General features: G+C 59.0%; 20 protein-coding genes and 1 tRNA gene. 3 read left to right on the top strand and 18 right to left on the bottom strand.

The window, feature by feature from the left end:
- Positions 1-414 (top strand): transposase (locus G7Y52_RS06640; protein ID WP_165068458.1); only part of this gene is annotated, 414 nt, incomplete at its 5' end.
- A 151-nt stretch (positions 415-565) separates the two neighbouring features.
- Here G7Y52_RS06640 and G7Y52_RS14925 read toward each other — a convergent pair.
- From G7Y52_RS14925 to selD, 8 genes are all read right to left on the bottom strand, one after another.
- Positions 566-982, bottom strand: a complete 417-nt coding sequence (locus G7Y52_RS14925) for a hypothetical protein (protein WP_206215221.1) — start codon at positions 980-982, stop codon at positions 566-568.
- A 41-nt stretch (positions 983-1,023) separates the two neighbouring features.
- Entirely contained in the window at positions 1,024-3,459 is a 2,436-nt protein-coding gene (gene lon, locus G7Y52_RS06630) for an endopeptidase La (protein WP_165068452.1), read from the bottom strand.
- A complete protein-coding gene (locus G7Y52_RS06625) occupies positions 3,452-3,853 on the bottom strand; it encodes a hypothetical protein (RefSeq protein ID WP_165068449.1) in 402 nt (133 codons plus the stop codon). Before G7Y52_RS06625 ends, lon begins: the two co-directional genes overlap by 8 nt.
- Positions 3,854-3,859: 6 nt before the next feature.
- A complete protein-coding gene (gene clpX, locus G7Y52_RS06620) occupies positions 3,860-5,152 on the bottom strand; it encodes an ATP-dependent Clp protease ATP-binding subunit ClpX (protein WP_165068445.1) in 1,293 nt (430 codons plus the stop codon).
- Positions 5,153-5,155: 3 nt separating this feature from the next.
- The gene (locus tag G7Y52_RS06615; protein WP_241159623.1) at positions 5,156-5,815 is read right to left on the bottom strand and encodes an ATP-dependent Clp protease proteolytic subunit; all 660 of its coding nucleotides are present in this window, start codon (positions 5,813-5,815) and stop codon (positions 5,156-5,158) included.
- Between the two features lie 399 nt (positions 5,816-6,214).
- Positions 6,215-7,585, bottom strand: coding sequence for a trigger factor (gene tig / locus G7Y52_RS06610; protein WP_165068442.1), 1,371 nt, complete (start codon positions 7,583-7,585; stop codon positions 6,215-6,217).
- A gap of 27 nt (positions 7,586-7,612) precedes the next feature.
- Positions 7,613-7,696 (bottom strand) — tRNA-Leu (locus tag G7Y52_RS06605).
- 449 nt (positions 7,697-8,145) lie between these two features.
- Positions 8,146-9,204 (bottom strand): selenide, water dikinase SelD, encoded by a 1,059-nt coding sequence (gene selD / locus G7Y52_RS06600; protein WP_165068438.1) that lies wholly within the window; start codon positions 9,202-9,204, stop codon positions 8,146-8,148.
- A gap of 84 nt (positions 9,205-9,288) precedes the next feature.
- On the opposite strand from selD, the gene G7Y52_RS06595 reads away from it, so the two are divergent.
- Positions 9,289-9,447, top strand: a complete 159-nt coding sequence (locus G7Y52_RS06595) for a hypothetical protein (RefSeq protein WP_165068435.1) — start codon at positions 9,289-9,291, stop codon at positions 9,445-9,447.
- A gap of 238 nt (positions 9,448-9,685) precedes the next feature.
- Here G7Y52_RS06595 and rplQ read toward each other — a convergent pair whose 3' ends face one another.
- Genes rplQ through rpsD form a run of 3 tightly spaced genes read right to left on the bottom strand, consistent with a single transcriptional unit; the run spans position 9,686 to position 11,908 of the window.
- The gene (gene rplQ, locus G7Y52_RS06590; RefSeq protein ID WP_165068432.1) at positions 9,686-10,237 is read right to left on the bottom strand and encodes a 50S ribosomal protein L17; all 552 of its coding nucleotides are present in this window, start codon (positions 10,235-10,237) and stop codon (positions 9,686-9,688) included.
- Entirely contained in the window at positions 10,227-11,270 is a 1,044-nt protein-coding gene (locus tag G7Y52_RS06585; protein WP_165068429.1) for a DNA-directed RNA polymerase subunit alpha, read from the bottom strand. The genes rplQ and G7Y52_RS06585 overlap by 11 nt, the downstream gene beginning before the upstream one ends.
- 11 nt (positions 11,271-11,281) lie before the next feature.
- A complete protein-coding gene (rpsD, locus tag G7Y52_RS06580) occupies positions 11,282-11,908 on the bottom strand; it encodes a 30S ribosomal protein S4 (protein WP_165068426.1) in 627 nt (208 codons plus the stop codon).
- Between rpsD and G7Y52_RS14920 the strand changes: the two genes are divergently transcribed.
- Positions 11,907-12,059 (top strand): hypothetical protein, encoded by a 153-nt coding sequence (locus G7Y52_RS14920; protein ID WP_206215220.1) that lies wholly within the window; start codon positions 11,907-11,909, stop codon positions 12,057-12,059. The genes rpsD and G7Y52_RS14920 overlap by 2 nt on opposite strands.
- A gap of 43 nt (positions 12,060-12,102) precedes the next feature.
- On the opposite strand, the gene rpsK is transcribed toward G7Y52_RS14920, so the two are convergent.
- The 7 genes from rpsK to rpmD form a co-directional block, all read right to left on the bottom strand.
- Complete coding sequence (gene rpsK / locus G7Y52_RS06575; protein ID WP_008685806.1) at positions 12,103-12,492, bottom strand: 30S ribosomal protein S11; 390 nt, start codon at positions 12,490-12,492, stop codon at positions 12,103-12,105.
- Between the two features lie 352 nt (positions 12,493-12,844).
- Positions 12,845-13,213, bottom strand: a complete 369-nt coding sequence (gene rpsM, locus G7Y52_RS06570) for a 30S ribosomal protein S13 (protein WP_165068405.1) — start codon at positions 13,211-13,213, stop codon at positions 12,845-12,847.
- Between the two features lie 15 nt (positions 13,214-13,228).
- Positions 13,229-13,342 (bottom strand): 50S ribosomal protein L36, encoded by a 114-nt coding sequence (gene rpmJ, locus G7Y52_RS06565; RefSeq protein ID WP_165068383.1) that lies wholly within the window; start codon positions 13,340-13,342, stop codon positions 13,229-13,231.
- Between the two features lie 194 nt (positions 13,343-13,536).
- On the bottom strand, positions 13,537-14,331 hold the full coding sequence (map, locus tag G7Y52_RS06560) for a type I methionyl aminopeptidase (RefSeq protein WP_165068361.1): 795 nt from the start codon (positions 14,329-14,331) through the stop codon (positions 13,537-13,539).
- 16 nt (positions 14,332-14,347) lie between these two features.
- The gene (gene secY / locus G7Y52_RS06555; RefSeq protein ID WP_165068353.1) at positions 14,348-15,661 is read right to left on the bottom strand and encodes a preprotein translocase subunit SecY; all 1,314 of its coding nucleotides are present in this window, start codon (positions 15,659-15,661) and stop codon (positions 14,348-14,350) included.
- A gap of 144 nt (positions 15,662-15,805) precedes the next feature.
- Positions 15,806-16,270, bottom strand: coding sequence for a 50S ribosomal protein L15 (gene rplO / locus G7Y52_RS06550; RefSeq protein WP_165068349.1), 465 nt, complete (start codon positions 16,268-16,270; stop codon positions 15,806-15,808).
- 287 nt (positions 16,271-16,557) lie between these two features.
- Entirely contained in the window at positions 16,558-16,734 is a 177-nt protein-coding gene (gene rpmD, locus G7Y52_RS06545; RefSeq protein ID WP_165068345.1) for a 50S ribosomal protein L30, read from the bottom strand.
- Position 16,735 lies beyond the last annotated feature (1 nt).

Below are 16,735 nucleotides of genomic sequence, written 5' to 3'. Positions count from 1 at the left end.
GGACGTTGGGAAAGGATAAGCATACTTTCAGCAATCCGGGTAACGGGAGAGACTTGCAGTGTTGTTTTTGATGGGGCACTGGATGGAAAAATGTACAATGCTTATATTGAAAAATTTCTTCTTCCAACGCTTAAAGCTAACGATGTTGTTATAATGGATAATTTGAATGTCCATAAATCAAAAACCGCCCAAAACTTGATAAGGGAAAAAGGCTGCAAGTATATTTTCCTTCCAGAATACAGCCCGGATTTAAATCCCATTGAAAAGATGTGGAGCAAAGTGAAACAATTACTTCGGGGTATGAAAGCAAAAACATGTGATGAACTGTACAAGTCCATTGGAAAAGCATTAAGTTGTATCACACAAAAAGACGCTGAAGGATGGTTTAAATCCTGTGGCTATGTAAAAAGTTAAAAGCAAAATGCTCTAGAGCAGATTACCTTTGACTTTTTATGAAAGTCAAAGGTGGCATTCAGGCGAAAAACGCGGTTTTCGCCTGAATGTACGCCGCGTTGCGGCGGCTGCCGCTTTCGCGTCAGCAGAGCATTTTCAAAGAGAAAATGCTCTAGAGCAATTTCACTTTGAAATTGCTCTGGCGGCCGCGGGAGCGGACGCCCGCGCCGAATGAGCGTCCAGACCGCGTTGCGGTAGCCGTTAGCAAGCTTTGCTTGCTTACGGATAGCGACAGCGGTTGCGTTGACTGGCTGCCGCAGTAACCAGTTGCTGTCTTCATCCGTAGCTTCCTTCGTCGCAACGGCTGAAGCCTGGACGCGAAATGATGGCAGCGCCGCTTTTGAAATTGAATAATTTCAAAAGCAAAATGCTCTAGAGCATTTTCACTTTGAAATTGCTCTGCTGACGCGAAAGCGGCAGCCGCCGCAACGCGGCGTACATTCAGGCGAAAACCGCGTTTTTCGCCTGAATGCCACCTTTGACTTTCACGGTTTGCTGTTGAAAACGGCAACCGCTCTAAAGTCAGCATTCAGGCGAAACGCGCGCCTGGCATTGCGGAGCCCGCTCGCCTTACTGCGCGGGCTGGCTCTTCTCGCCGTTATCGTTGCCCGAGCGCAGGGAGCGGCAGATGGGCCGGGCTTCGCTCCGGCCGGAGAAGATTGCCTCCGGCGACGCGTCCAGGGCATGCGGCAGGACCTCGTCCACATGTTCCACAAAAACGATTTTCAGATCCTTGAGCACCTCGTCGGGCACTTCCTTGAGATCTTTTTCATTGTCCTTGGGCATAATCACTTTTTTAATGCCGCTGCGTCGCGCTGCCAGCAACTTCTCGCGCAGCCCGCCGATGGGCAGCACCCGACCGCGCAACGATATTTCGCCGGTCATGGCCACATCGTTGCGCACCGGAATGCCCAAGAGGGCCGAGGTAATCGACGTGGCCAGCGTGATGCCCGCCGACGGGCCGTCCTTGGGCGTGGCCCCGGCGGGCACATGCACATGAATGTCCACCTTGCGGTAAAAACGCGGGTCCAGGCCCAGCACTTCCGCGCGCGAGCGCACATAGGAAAGCGCGGCCTTGGCCGATTCGGTCATAACCTCGCCCAGTTGGCCCGTAATCACCACATGGCCCGATCCGCTCATCAGGCTGGTTTCCACCAGCAGAATCTCGCCGCCGCGCTGATTGTAGGCCAGGCCCGCGCAGACGCCCACCTGAGGCTCGTCCTCGCGTTCCTCGTGGCGGTATTTCTTGACGCCCAGAAAGCCTGCAAGGCTCTGCCGCGAAATGGAGACGCACTTTTCCGGATCATTCTCTTCCACAAGACGGATGGCTGTTTTGCGGCAGAGGGCCGCAATTTCCCGCTCCAGATTGCGCACCCCGGCCTCGTGCGTATAGGAGCGGATGATCTCCAGCAGCGCGTTTTCCGACACGCGCATATTGCCTTCCCGCAGGCCGTGCTCCGCTATCTGGCGGGGCAGGAGGAAATGCCGGGCAATATGCCGTTTTTCCGTTTCCAGATAGCTGTTGAGCTCAATGATCTCCATGCGATCCAGCAAGGGGACCGGGATGGTATGCAGGGAATTGGCCGTGGTGATGAAAAAGACCCTGGAAAGATCATATTCCAGATCCAGATAATGATCCATGAAAGCGTGGTTCTGCTCCGGATCCAGCACCTCCAGAAGCGCCGAGGCCGGATCGCCGCGGTAGTCCGAAGTCATCTTGTCCACTTCGTCCAGGCAGAACAAGGGATTGTTGAACTTGACCCGTTTCAGGGACTGAATAATCTTGCCCGGCAGCGCGCCCACATAGGTGCGGCGATGGCCGCGGATCTCGGCTTCGTCGCGCACGCCGCCCAGGGACAGGCGCACAAAATCCCGGCCCGTGGCCTTGGCCACGGACTTGGCCAGGGAGGTTTTGCCCACGCCGGGCGGCCCCACGAAACAAAGGATCGGCCCTTTCAGACCGTGCGAAAGCTTCTGCACGGCCAGATATTCCAGAATCCGCTCCTTGGGCTTTTCCAGGCCGTAGTGATCGCCGTCCAGAATGGCGCGGGCCTTTTCGATGTCGATATCGATCTGCTTGAGATCGTTCCAGGGCAGATCCAGAATCCAATCCACATAATTGCGCACTACCGTGTATTCTGCGGCCGAGGGCGGCATGCAGCGCAGCTTCTTGACCTCGGACAAGGCTTTCTGGCGCGCCTCCTCGGGCATGTCGCGGCCCTTGAGTTTCTGCTCAAGCTCCTGCACTTCCGCCTGGGGATCGTCGTCACGCCCCATTTCCTTGTTGATGGCCTTGATCTGCTCGTTGAGGTAGTACTCGCGCTGGTTGCGCTCCATCTGGACCTTGACGCGGTTCTTGATCCTTTTTTCCACAGAAGCCAGGGCCACTTCGCCCTGCAAAAGCTCGTAGGCCAGCTCCAGTCGCTCGGTGACATCCGCACGCTCCAGGACATCCTGCTTTTTGCGGTAGTCCACTTTCAAATGCGGCACAATGGCGTCAGCCAGGGGACCGGGATCATGCAGGGCCAGGATGGAGAGTATGGCCTCCTGGGAAATTTTTTTGTTGCTTTTGCCGTATTCTTCCAGGGCCTCGTGCGTGGCGCGCGTCAGGGCTTCTCTTTCATCCGGCCGGCTTTCGCTTTCTTGCAGGGCATACACGCGAACAACGGCGCTGTGCTCCGCCGCGCGCAGATCGCTCCAGCAGGCGCGATGCAAGCCCTCAAAAAGAACCTTGATGGTGCCGTCGGGCAGGCGCAGCATCTGCAGTACCTTGCTGACCACGCCCACGGCGCAGAGATCCGCGGCATCCGGTTTTTCCAGATCCGGCTCGCGCTGGGCCACCAGAAATATCTGTTTGCTGTGGGAGGCCTGCGCCGCCTCTATGGCCTTGATGGAAGCTTCACGCCCCACAAAAAGCGGCATGATCGAGCGGGGGAACATGACCACTTCCCGCAGGGGCATGATCGGCAGTTCCTGAAAGGCTTCCCCGCGCACTGCATCAGACATATTTTCTCCCCGAAAGGCATCGGCGGGGTGCAGCGACCGGCTGTGCCCCGCGAAAACCCGTCTCAGCGTCATCTGCCCCTGAGGGCTGTTTCTCCATCTGGATTTCGTTCTCTGCCGGAAAAAGAGGAATACCGAAAAGGGCCGCCTGCAAATCCGGCCTTTGCGCGGCTCGAATCCAATCCGGGCCGAAGGCGGCCCGACCTCTACGCACAGCCCTGAGCGCGCCAGTGCTGCAAAGCGTCTTTTCTCTGGAGCAGATTACCTTTGACTTTTTATGAAAGTCAAAGGTGGCATTCAGGCGAAAAACGCGGTTTTCGCCTGAATGTACGCCGCGTTGCGGCGGCTGCCGCTTTCGCGTCAGCAGAGCATTTTCAAAGAGAAAATGCTCTAGCAAAACGCTCTACGAAGCCTTGTCCCTGATGTCCAGGAACGGCTCGCCGCTCACAGCCTCGCCGCCGTCCCCATAGAGCAGCACCGGCTCCTTGCCTTTTTCGATCACTGCGCGGTTGATCAGACATTCCTTCACATTGGGCATGGAGGGCAGCCTGAACATGATGTCAAGCATGATCTTTTCCATGACGTTGCGCAGGCCGCGCGCGCCGGTCTTGCGCTCAATGGCGCTGGCGGCAATGGCTTTGAGCGCGTTGGGCGTGAAGCGCAGATTCACGTTGTCCAGCGCAAAAAGCTTCTGATACTGGCGCACCAAAGCGTTTTTTGGCTCCGTGAGGATACGCACCAGATCCGGCTCGTCCAGCTCGTCCACATGGGTGATGATCGGGATGCGGCCCACAAATTCCGGGATCAGGCCGAACTTGACCAGGTCCTGCGGATGGATCTTTTCCAGCAGCTCGGCGAGCGGCAAATCCCTGCTGGCGCGCACCTTGGCCCCGAAGCCCATGGAACCGCCGCTCATGCGCGCTCCCACAATTTTATCCAGGCCCACAAACGCGCCGCCCACAATGAACAGAATATTGCCCGTGTTCATGCGGATAAATTCCTGCTGCGGATGCTTGCGCCCGCCCTTGGGCGGGATGCTGGCCTCGGTGCCCTCAATGATCTTCAGCAGCGCCTGCTGCACGCCCTCGCCGGACACGTCCCGGGTAATGGAAGGGCCGTCGCCCTTGCGCGAGATCTTGTCGATTTCATCAATATAGATGATGCCCTTGCTGGCGGCCTCCAGATCATAGTCCGCATTCTGCAGAAGCTGCACCAGGATGTTTTCCACATCCTCGCCCACATAACCGGCCTCGGTAAGGGTGGTGGCGTCGGCAATGGCAAAGGGCACGCGCAGCACCCTGGCCAGGGTCTTGGCCAGCAGGGTCTTGCCGCTGCCCGAAGGACCCACCAGGAGGATATTGCTCTTTTCCAGCTCCACCTCGTCGCCCAGGGAGGCGGCGTAAAAGACGCGCTTATAGTGGTTGTGCACGGCCACGGAGAGAATCTTCTTGGCCTCGTGCTGCCCGATGACGTACTCGTCCAGGCGTTCCTTGATCTCCTGCGGCGAAAGCAGGCGTTCCTCACTTTCAGGGCTTTTCAGCTGATCGCGGGCAATTATCTCGTTGCAGGCCTTGACGCAATTGTCGCAAATGCTCGCATTGTCCTGGACAATGAGATTGCGCACCTCAAGCTCGCTGCGGCCGCAGAAGGAGCAGCGCAACGGCTCATTGACCACGGGATTTTGGGTATCGCCCATAACTTATTCGCTCTTTTCCTGCGCCGCGGGGCGGCGATCGCTCTCCATGAGCTCGTCGCGCGTGCCGGCGGCTGCCGCGTCCCGGCGGGAAACCAGCACCCGGTCGATGATGCCGAGTTCCCTGGCCTCCTCAGGAGTCAAGAAGTTGTCGCGCTCCGTGGCCTTGACCACGTCCTCATAAGGCCGTTTGGTGTTTTCCGCCAGCATGCGGTTAAGCCGCTCCTTGAGGCGCAGCACCTCGCGGGCGTGGATTTCAATATCCGTGGCCTGCCCCTGAAAACCGCCCGAGGGCTGATGGATCATAATCTGACTGTTAGGCAATGCAAAACGCATGCCAGGCTCGCCAGCAGCCAGCAGAAAAGCGCCCATGCTGGCCGCCCGGCCCATGCACACCGTGGAAACCGGCGAGGAGATGAAACGCATGGTGTCGTAAATGGCCAGACCCGCGGTGACCGAGCCGCCCGGCGAATTGATGTACAGGTTGATTTCCTTTTCCGGGTCCTGGGATTCAAGAAAGAGCAACTGCGCGCAGATCAGCGAGGCCACCGTGTCGTTGACCTCGGAGCCCAGAAGCACGATGCGATCCTTGAGCAGCCTGGAATAAATATCGTAGGCCCGTTCGGAACGGCCTGTGGTTTCAATGACCATGGGAACTAAAGACATATCTGCCTCGCAAATGTCGGCCGCCGCGGCGAACCGGGAAAAACCGGAAGGGCCGTCCAGGCCGTATCCGGGCAGTTGACGAAGTCCGCAAGCCCGGCGCGGACGGTTGCAGCGCCCGCAAGGGAGCTTTTTCACCTTGCAAAGATACTGCGCCGCAAAGCTGCCGCAAAAAGCCGGGAGCGCGCCGCCCGCCCGCAGGAAGGCCGGGCCGCGACGCCCTCCGTGGGCAGGGGCGCGGCGGCAAACCTGCGGCAAAGACAAGGCTTGATTGGCGCAAGACGACCGTGCGGGCCCGCGGTCACAAAAATATATTTCCCGCCTTTTGCCGCATCATGGTCAACAGCCCTGCCGGGTTCTGGCCGGCCTGACGACAGGGCGGCGCGGCATCCGATGCCAGGCTTATTTGCCGTCTTTTTCGGCTTCAACCGGGGCCTCGGCAGGGTCTTCGGCTTTCCCGGCATCCGTCGGAGCTTCCTTGGGCTCCACTTCGGTGACCTTGGCCTTGGCGTAAATCGTATCCATGGCCTTGTCGGCCAGCAGGCGATCCCGCAGGATGAAAATCATGCCCGAGCGCTCGTAGCTTTCACGCAGGGTTTTGAAATCTTCACCGCTGTGCTGGCTTTGCTGATAAATCTGGGTATTGATTTCCTGTTCGCTGATATCCAGACCTTCTTTTTTGGCAATGGACAGCAACAGGACCTGAATGCGGGCCAGCTCTTCGGCCTGGGGCAGCATTTCCTTGTGCAATTCCTCAGGGCTCTTGCCAAGGGAATCCAGCGCCTTGCCCTGGCGCTCCAGGCGCGCGGCAAGATCGGCCAGCAAGGTGTTCATCTGGGTTTGCACGACGCTTTCGGGCAGGACGAAATCCACCATTTTCAAAAGGCGGTCCAGCATGGTTTTCTGCGCCGCGCTCCTGTTCAGGTTTTCGCGGCTCTGAGCATAGCTGCGGGTAATGGTTTCCTTCAGCTTGTCCACGTTTTCCAGGCCCAGGCCCAGGCTCTTGGCCAGCTCGTCATTGAGCTCGGGCAGTTTGCGCTCCTTGACGGCATGGACCTTGACCTTCATGGTCACGGTTTTGCCGGCCAGATCCTTGGCAATGAAGTCTTCGGGAAAATGGATTTCGCCCTCGCCTTCTTCACCATACGGTATGGTTTTGACGAGCTTTTCAAAATCTTCCAGAGCCTGCCGCTCGCCCAGCGCCAGATCGAAATTTTCGGCCTTGATGCCTTCCAGGGGCTGACCGTTTTCATAGGCGGCAAAATCCAGGGTGACCACCTGGCCGTCCACGCCCGGCCCTTTGCCGTCCACAGGAACCAACTGCGCCCGGTCGCGCCGGATGCGCTCAATGACTGCCGCCACTTCAGCGTCTTTGATCTCGACCTTTTCCTGCTCCACCTCCATGCCCTCGTAGGGGGGCAGATCAAAGACCGGGAGCACTTCAAACTCAATGCTGTATGTATACCCCTTGCCGCGCTGGAATGTATCATCGCCGCCCATGGTGATGCCGGACACGGGCGCGACGTCCAGCGCCTGCATCACCTCATTGATATGCACGTTTACGAGATCCTGGCGGGCTTCCTCATAAATCTTGTCGCGGAAGCGCTGTTCAATCACCTTCGCCGGAACCTTGCCCTTGCGAAAACCGTCCAGTTGCACGGAAGTCTTGTACAGAGCCACGGCGCCCATGATGGCGGCCTCCACTTCCTGCGGCTCGGTGGTGATCACGACCTTTTTTTTGACCGGCGAAAGCTCTTCGGCGCTATATTCCACGGGGGGCTCCTTTCTCTGGTGGGGTGTTGGTGCGAGAGGAGGGACTTGAACCCTCATACCTTGGGTGCTGGATTCTAAGTCCAGTGCGTCTGCCAGTTCCGCCACTCTCGCGAAGCGAGTTCCATAGCATACTTGCGGGCCGCCCGCAAGCCGGGACGGTTTTGGAGCGCCCCGGACCGCAGCCGGCGGGGAGGCCGCATCGGCCTGCGCGGTCAATGACGCCCGGCGCAATTTCAGAGGTAAGGCGCATTGCCGAAAGCGCAAGGGAAGGGAGCGCGCACAGGCCCGCGCCGCCCTCGGGCGCAGCAGCCTGGCGGCCCTGCCACGCTTGCGGCACGGCGCTGCACTCTTCGCTCCAGCCGTTGGGGGCAGAGCCGCTTGCTCAAGCCGTTGGCGGCGGCCTGCGCACGGATCAGGACATGATCGCTGCAAGTCATGGCAAGAAGGTTGCGGCGCTCGATTTGCCGCCGTGCAGCGCGGCAGAGAGAATCAGAGACGGGAGAGAAGGCTCCGGACGCCTTACCTGCTGCGTCGCAAAATTTCAGCCTCAGGAACCGCTTTTACTCCAATACCAGAGCCTTGCCGTCAGCGCGGCGGGGCAGCACTTCGCCGACCACGCAGGCCAGATCCCCTCCCTTTTCCAGTGCGTGACAGGCCTGGGCCGCGAGTGCCGGCGGCAGAGCCAGCAAAAGCCCGCCGGAGGTCTGCGCGTCGAAAACCACGCTTTCCAAAGCCTCCGGCACTCCCCTGCCCACACTGGTGAAGCAGGACCAATGCTTGCGATTCAAGTGACTGCCCGCGGGGATGAGGCCGTTTCGCGCATAGTCCAGCACGCGCGGCAACAACGGCAAAGCAGCGGTGTGCAATCGCACGCAGACCTTTGAGGCCAGGGCCATCTCCAGGGCATGGCCTCCCAGGCCGAAGCCGGTCACGTCCGTGGCCGCCGGCAGTTTGAGCTCGCGGATCACAGCGCCGCCGACCTTGTTCAGACGGCCGCACCAGCGGACAAGTTCCGCCTCGCTTTCGGCCGCGCCATCCCAGCCGGCCTTGACCGCCGTGGCCAGAATGCCCGTGCCCAGAGGCTTGGTCAGCACAAGGCTTTGGCCCGGCACAAGACCGTCATTGACCGCAATATGGGCCGGATCGATAATGCCGGTAACAGCCAGGCCGTATTTGAGCTCGTCATCCTGCACGGTATGGCCGCCGGCCAGCACGGCCCCTGCCTCGGTGATCGCCTCCTGGCCGCCGCGCAGAATGCCCGCCAGGATCTGCTCGGGATCGTCTTCGGCCAGAGCCTGCGGAAAGCACGCCACATTCATGGCGCACCACGGCTCGCCGCCCAGGGCGTAGACGTCGGAAAGGGCATTGGCGGCGGCAATGCGGCCGAAGGCAAAGGCATCATTGACAATGGGCGCCAGAATGTCCACGGTCTGCACCAAAGCGCGACCCGGGGGCACGGAAAGCACCACGGCATCCTCATTGCGGGCCCGGCCCGCCAGCACTCTGGCTTCCAGCTCAGGCGGCGTAGCCGATGCAGTGCCGCGCAAAATCCGCTCCAGGGCCCCTGGAGCCAACTTTGCCGCTCAACCGGCGGCCCGGGCTTTTTCCAGTAATTTCATAAGGCGCTCCTGCGTCTCAAGGCAATGACAGGCCAATGCCTTGCCCGGCAGAGATTCTCCCTGCGCGGCAGGGCTTGGAGTTTTTTGCTAGAGCATTTTCTCTTTGAAAATGCTCTGCTGACGCGAAAGCGGCAGCCGCCGCAACGCAGCGTGCATTCAGGCGAAAACCGCGTTTTTCGCCTGAATGCCACCTTTGACTTTCATAAAAAGTCAAAGGTAATCTGCTCTAATGAAAGTAGCTAAACGCTCTCATCTGCTCTCAAGCCGGCATCGTCATGTCGGATGTTGCATTCCTCGACCATATTCTGCAAAGAAATACTTTCCCCGGCTCTCTGCCGCAGTCCCGGCGCAGGCGGAGAGGCAAAAGGCGCGGCACTCCAACGGCAAGAGGGCTTTTCAGGCGTAGAGCCACTGCAATGCTGCAAACAAAAAAGGGGGGACCATCGCCCCCCCATCTCTACAGTCAATTGCAGCGCAACCGTTATGCAGCGGAGCTTTCGTCCTGGCCGGACTCTTTTTCAGCTTTCGGCGTGCCGGAGCTCGCAGGCTTGGCTTCCAGAGCGTCCGCCGGCGCAGATTCGTCTGCGGCTTTGTCTTTCTTTTCCCCGGCAGGGGCGACCTGAGCCGCGGCAGTCTGCTTGCCCCTGGCGGGCTTGTCGTCAGCAGCAGGCGCAGCCACGCGGGAAAGTTCAATAATCGCCATCGGCGCGTTGTCGCCCTTACGCGGCATGGCCAGCTTGAGCACACGGGTGTAACCGCCGGGCACCCCGGCGAATACGGGACCAATTTCGTCAAACAGGCGTTTGACCAGAGCGTGATCGTTGAGCACCCGATACGCCTGACGGCGCGCGTGCAAATCGTTGCGCTTGGCCAGCGTAATCAACGGCTCCACCACACGGCGCAATTCCTTGGCCTTCATTTCCGTGGTGCGGATTTTGCCGTGGATCAGCAGCGCCTTGGCGAGATTGTGCAACAGGGCCTTACGGTGCGCAGGCGTGCGCGAGAGTTTCCTGCCGGAATTGCTATGCCTCATTTTGCTGCTTCCTTTTCCATTCCTGATATTTCTTGTCGAAGCTGTCGACCTTCATGCCGAAGTCCAGCCCCATATCCAAAAGCACGCTCTTAATCTCATCCAGCGACTTGCGACCGAAATTCTTGGTTTTGAGCATTTCGGCCTCGGAACGCTGCACCAATTCGCCCACTAACGCGATACTGGCGCTCCGCAGGCAATTGGTGGCGCGCACTGAAAGCTCAAGATCATCAATGCTTTTGAAAAGATGCTCGTTCACTTCGCCGCCGTCGCTGCTGCCCAGACGCATGTCGCCGGAAACGCGCTCATCAAAGTTAATAAAGACGGAAATCTGATCCTTGATAATCTTGGCGCTGTAGGCAATGGCGTCTTCAGGCGTGAGCGAACCGTCGGTCCAGACTTCGAGCAGCAGGCGATCATAGTTCGTCATCTGGCCCACACGGGCCTGCTCCACAGTGTAGGCGACCTTGCGCACCGGCGAGAAGCTGGAATCCAGCTTGATCAAACCGATCTCTTCCGAAAGCCCTTCATGCATGTCCGCGGGCACATAGCCCTTGCCCATGCGCGCTTCCAACTCCATTTCCAGCACAATGTCCTCAGTGAGCGTGGCAATGTGCTGCTCCGGATTAAGCACGTCCACATGCTGGTTGGTCTGGATCTGGCCGGCTGTAACCGGCCCTTTGCTGTCTATGCGCAAGGTCAGCCGCTGCGGTTCGTCCGTATCCATGCGCAGGCGCACCTGCTTCAGATTCAGCACCACATCGGTAACATCTTCAAGCACGCCGTGAATGGTGGCAAATTCATGCTGCACGCCGGAAATTTTCACGGCCACAAAGGCCGCTCCCTGCAGGGAGGCCAGAAGAACGCGCCGCATGGCATTGCCGATAGTGGTGCCATAGCCCCGTTCCAAAGGCTCGCAGATAAACTTGCCGTGCGTGCCGCTGGCTGTTTCTTCGTCACGCAAAATCTGGTCGGGCTTGACCAGCTCCGACCAGTTGCGCGCATTGATAAGGCGTTCGCCCTGTTTGATAAGCATGCGCCCCCCGCTTATTTCGAGTAAAGTTCGACGATCAACTGCTCATTGACGGGGAACTGGATATCGTCGCGTTGCGGCAGGGCTTTGACCGTACCCTTGAAGGCGGCTCCGTCAGCTTCCAGCCAGGCCGGGCAACCGCGGCGGGCAATCACTTCCTGGGCTTCGGCCAGAACAGGTATTTTGCGATTTTTTTCAGGAACTTCCAGAGTGTCTCCCACGCGCACCTGCAAGGAAGGGATGGTCACCTTGCGGCCGTTGAGGGTAAAGGTGCCGTGGCGCACGAGCTGGCGGGCCTGATTGCGCGAATTGGCAAAACCCAGGCGGTAGATTACATTGTCCAGGCGGCGCTCCAGGATGACCAGCAGATTGGTGCCGGTGACGCCTTTCTGCATTTCCGCCTTTTCAAAGTAGCCGTGGAACTGGCGTTCGAGTATGCCGTAAGCGCGGCGGGTCTTCTGCTTCTCCCGCAACTGCACCGCGTATTCGCTGACCTTCTTGCGCGCGCGACCGTGCTGGCCGGGAGCGTAGGGGCGGCGATCGTAGGAGCACTTGTCCGTAAAGCAGCGATCGCCCTTCAGGAAGAGCTTGCAGCCTTCACGGCGACAAATGCGGCACTTGGCTTCAGTATATCTGGCCATGAGTAAAATCCTCTCGGTTTATACGACGCTGCCGGGCAGCGCAGAACTAGAGCATTTTTTGATTGAAAATATCCATTTTCAATCACTTCGCCGCCATCATTTCGCGTCCAGAACGCGGTCTGGACGCTCATTCGGCGCGGGCGTCAGCTAACGCTGCCGCCAGAGCGTTTAGCTCATTTCATGAGCAAAACGCTCTAAACGCGGCGGCGCTTGGGCGGCCGGCAGCCGTTGTGCGGAATAGGCGTCACATCACGGATGAAGGCCACCCGGAAGCCCACGGCGGCAATGGCGCGCATGGCCGCCTCGCGCCCCGAACCGGGGCCCTTCACATAGACGCCCACGGTGCGCATGCCGTTGTCCTGCGCCTTGCGGGCAGCCGTTTCGGCAGCCACCTGGGCGGCAAAAGGCGTGGACTTGCGTGAACCCTTGAAGCCGCTCTGACCCGAGGAGGCCCAGGAAACGGCATTGCCGCGCGTGTCCGTAAAGGTGATGATGGTATTATTGAACGAAGCCTGAATATGGGCAATGCCCACAGGCACGTTCTTCTTTTCCTTTTTCTTGACCGCTTTCTTGGGTCTGGCCATGATTATCCCTCGAACAGACTAGAGCATTGTGCCGTTTGAATGTGACAACCTCAACATTTTGAAGACGCTCGCTTCGGCATGCGACAGCGCAACCACATTGCGCGCATGTCTTTGCGGCGGGCGTTCACTTCATGCGTCACAGCCTGTCATTGCTTTGCCGACAGACTGTAGATGCTCCCGCAGACGCCAAGGCAATTTTACTGTGAAATCGCTCCAAAACAGTAAGTGAGCGCTCCGAACAACCGTGCCGGGAAATCTGCCGGCAACCTCACGGAAGGAGCGCCCGTGCGAAACAGGGCGCCTTGTTCCCGCTTGCGACGAAAAAACGCCCAGACATCTCGCAAAAGGCCTGCTACTTCTTCTTGCCCACGGCTCCGCGGCGAGGACCCTTGCGGGTGCGCGCGTTGGTATGGGTGCGCTGACCGTGCACAGGCAGACCGCGCCGGTGACGCAGGCCACGATAGCAGCCGATGTCCATAAGCCGCTTGATATTGCTCGACACATCGCGACGCAGATCGCCTTCCACCTTATAATGCTGCTCAAGCTCCTTGCGGATCTCGTTCACTTCGTCAGCCGAGAGGTCGTCGATGTTCCGCTCCCAGTTGACGCCGGTGGTGTCCAGGATTTTCAGGGCCGTTGTGCGGCCGATGCCGTAAATATAGGTGAGAGCAACGTCCACCCGTTTGCCGCGAGGCAAATCAACACCTGCAATTCTCGCCACAGTATGTCTCCTGCCCTAGCCCTGGCGCTGCTTGTGCCGGGGGTTTTCGCAGATAACTCGAAGCACTCCCTTGCGCCGGATCAGCTTACACTTGGGGCATATTCTCTTGACGGAAGGTCTTACTTTCATACCACATCTCCAATTAGAGCCCGCTTGCCGCGCAAGAGCTCCATGCCAAAATCTCCGACGCCGCATCCAGCCCGTCAAGGACCAAAGGGCCGCCACTTGAAACCGTACCTGTCAAAACCCAGGCTGCGGACGCTTCTGTCCGAAATTGAATCCGGGGCAGGAACAGGGATTCTTATCCGTCTTTGCCGGTTCTGTCAACTATAAATCGTATGCCGGTTCAGCCCACGATCCGAAATGCTCAGGATTTGCGGCCCTGCCGGCGTGATCGCCACGCTGTGCTCAAAATGCGCTGCCCATTGACCGTCGCGCGTCACGGCTGTCCACTTGTCGCCCAGAATGTCCACTTCATAGGTTCCGACCGTGACCATAGGCTCGATGGCAATAACCATGCCGCTTTGGAGGATCAAGCCGCGCATGCCGGGTTTGAAGTTGGGAACTTCCGGCTTTTCGTGCATCTTTGCGCCCACGCCGTGACCCACAAAACGCCGCACCACGCCGAATCCCGCAGCTTCCACATAGGCTTGCACGGCCGCGCCGATGTCATAGACGTCATTGCCGGCCCGGGCCTTGTCAATGCCCACATAGAGGCTTTCCTCAGTGACCTGCATCAGCCTGCGGGCCTCTTCGCTCACCCTTCCTACCGGATAGGTGCGGGCCGCGTCGCCCACAAAGCCTTCATAAACCACGCCCATGTCGATGCTCACGATATCCCCCTCCTGAAGCAGCCGCGCGGAGGGAAAACCATGCACAACCTGCTCGTTCACCGAGCAGCAGACGGCATAGGGATAGCCGCAATAGCCCTGAAACGCCGGTTTGACCCTGTAATCGGCGCACATGTCCTGCGCCAGTTCTTCAAGGCGCATGGTGGGCAGGCCCGGCGCCACCATATCGCCCACGGCATCAAGGATATTGGCCACCATGCGATTGGCTTCGCGCAGGCAGGCTATTTCCCGCTCATTCTTGATGAATGCGCCGTGATATTTTTTCATGCTTCACGCCTTCTACTCAAGCTTTGCCGCTTTTGCGCGCTTTATGTATCAGACCCTGGTATTGGCTTGAAATCATATGTGATTCAACCTGATTCATGAAGTCCATGGCCACGCCCACCAGAATCAGCAGACTGGTGCCCCCGAAGTAAAACGGCACGTTGAAGTTGCTGATCAGAAGCATGGGCAGCAGGCAGACGATGGAAATATACACCGCCCCCGAAAGAGTCAGCCGGTTGAGAACGGTGTCGATGTAGTTCTGCGTCTTTTCACCGGGCCGGATGCCGGGGATGAAGCCGCCGTTCTTCTTCAGGTTTTCGGCCATGTCCTTGGGGTCAAAAATAATGGCCGTGTAGAAATAGCAGAAAAAGAAGATCAGGCCCACATACAGCACATTATAGGCAAGACCCTGGGGAGAGAAGAACTCGGCCGCCCGCTTTACATACTCGTTGGCGGAAAACTGACCGATGGTGGCCGGAAAAAGCAGGAGCGAGGATGCGAAAATGGGCGGGATAACTCCGGCGGTGTTCAGACGCAAGGGCAAATGGGAATTCTGGCCCCCGAACATCTTTCGCCCCACCTGTCGCTTGGCGTAGCTGATGGGGATGCGCCGCTGGGCCCGCTCCACAAAGACGATGCAGACCGTCACCGCGGCCATGAAGACCAGAATGACGGCAGCCATGAAGATGCTCATGTCTCCCGCTTCAATCAGGGCCACGGACTGGATGATCGCCCGCGGGATGCCCACGGCAATGCCGCAAAAGATAATCAGTGAAATGCCGTTGCCGATGCCGCGCTCGGTGATCTGCTCGCCAAGCCACATGACCAGCACCGAACCCGCAGTAAAGGTGATCATGGTCACCAGGCGGAAATGCCAGCCGGGGCTGAGCACCACCGGCGTGCCTGCCGGGCTGGTCATATTCTCCAGGCCAACCGCAATGCCCAGGCCCTGCACCAGCGTGATCAGCACTGTGAGGTAGCGCGTGTACTGAGTGATTTTGCGGCGGCCCGCCTGCCCTTCTTCCTTGGCCATGCGCTTGATGTCCGGGCTGACCACCTGCAAAAGCTGCATAATGATCGAGGCGGAGATATATGGCATGACGCCCAGGGCGAAGACGGAAACATTGCTCAGGCCGCCCCCGGAAAACATGTCGAAAAGGCCGAAGAGCGTGCCGGACATGCTCTCGAAAAAAGAAGCAAGCGCCGCGGCGTCCACGCCGGGCACCGGCACATGCACGCCGATCCGGTAGCAGCACAAAATGAGGAGGGTCCAACCCAGGCGCCTGGCCAGAGCGGGTTGGCCCGCCATCGTATTTGCCGATCCTGATGCCATGAATGACTCGTTGCGTTTATGCGCCCGCAGGCGCTCTTTTCGGCGTTACGTCACAGCCTGTGCTTGCTTTCACGCGCAGGCTGGAGATGCTCCCGCAGCCGCAGAGCATTTTGCAAGCAAAATTGCTCTGCGGCCCGGCCCAGGCTATTGGGCTGCGACTGCCGCTTCCAGCTCGCTGACCTGACCGCCGGCCTGGCGAATCTTTTCCGCCGCGGCGCGGCTGAACTTGTGAGCCTCCACCGTGAGGGCGGACTTCACCTCGCCGCGGGAAAGTATCTTCACCGGCGAGCCCATGCGGGCCAGGCCGCGGGCGTAGATATCATCCAGCGTGATGCTGCTCTTGCCGTCAAAGGCCTGAGTCAGCATATCCAGGTTGATGACAGCATAGGTCACCTTAAAAAGGGCATTCTTGAAACCGTGCTTGGGCAGGCGGCGTTGCAGGGGCATCTGGCCGCCCTCGAAACCGGGGCGTACGCCGCCGCCCGCGCGGGCATTCTGGCCTTTGTGGCCTTTGCCCGCCGTGCAGCCCAGGCCGGAACCCGACCCGCGCCCGACGCGGCGGCGGGTTTTGCGCTCTTCCGGAAAGGGAAAGAGATCGTGCAGTTGCATGGTATACTCCTCTTGCGGCCGTCAGGCCCGGCTCACTCTGAGCAGTTTTTGTCTACACCCGGAAAAAGAAGCAGTTCTGGAGAACGCGCGGCCCTGGGCCGGCCCTCCGGCGTAAAAATACTCTTTCCCGGTGAGAAGCAAAAACGTCACTGTGCGCACAGGGCCTGCGGCATTTCACGCCTGAAATGTCACTGACGGCGGGCAAAGCCCGCCTGCCTGCATTTCGCGGCAATGACTTGCAGGCAAATCATTGCAAAGCGGTTGACGCATTTCCTGTGTGAGCCGCTCTACTCGACAACGGCCACCAGATGCGGAACTTTGGCGATGATCCCCCGGATGGCCGGGGTGTCCTTGAACGTCTTGACCCTTTCGCGGCGCTTGAGGCCAAGGGCGTCCAGCAGTCTGCGCTGCGCAGGCGTGGCGCCGATGCGCGAGCGCACGAGTTTGACCTTGATTTCCGTCATG

It is taken from the genome of Desulfovibrio sp. ZJ200, assembly GCF_011039095.1.
In the GTDB taxonomy this organism is placed as follows: domain Bacteria; phylum Desulfobacterota; class Desulfovibrionia; order Desulfovibrionales; family Desulfovibrionaceae; genus Desulfovibrio.
This window is presented reverse-complemented; position numbering and strand designations above follow the sequence as displayed.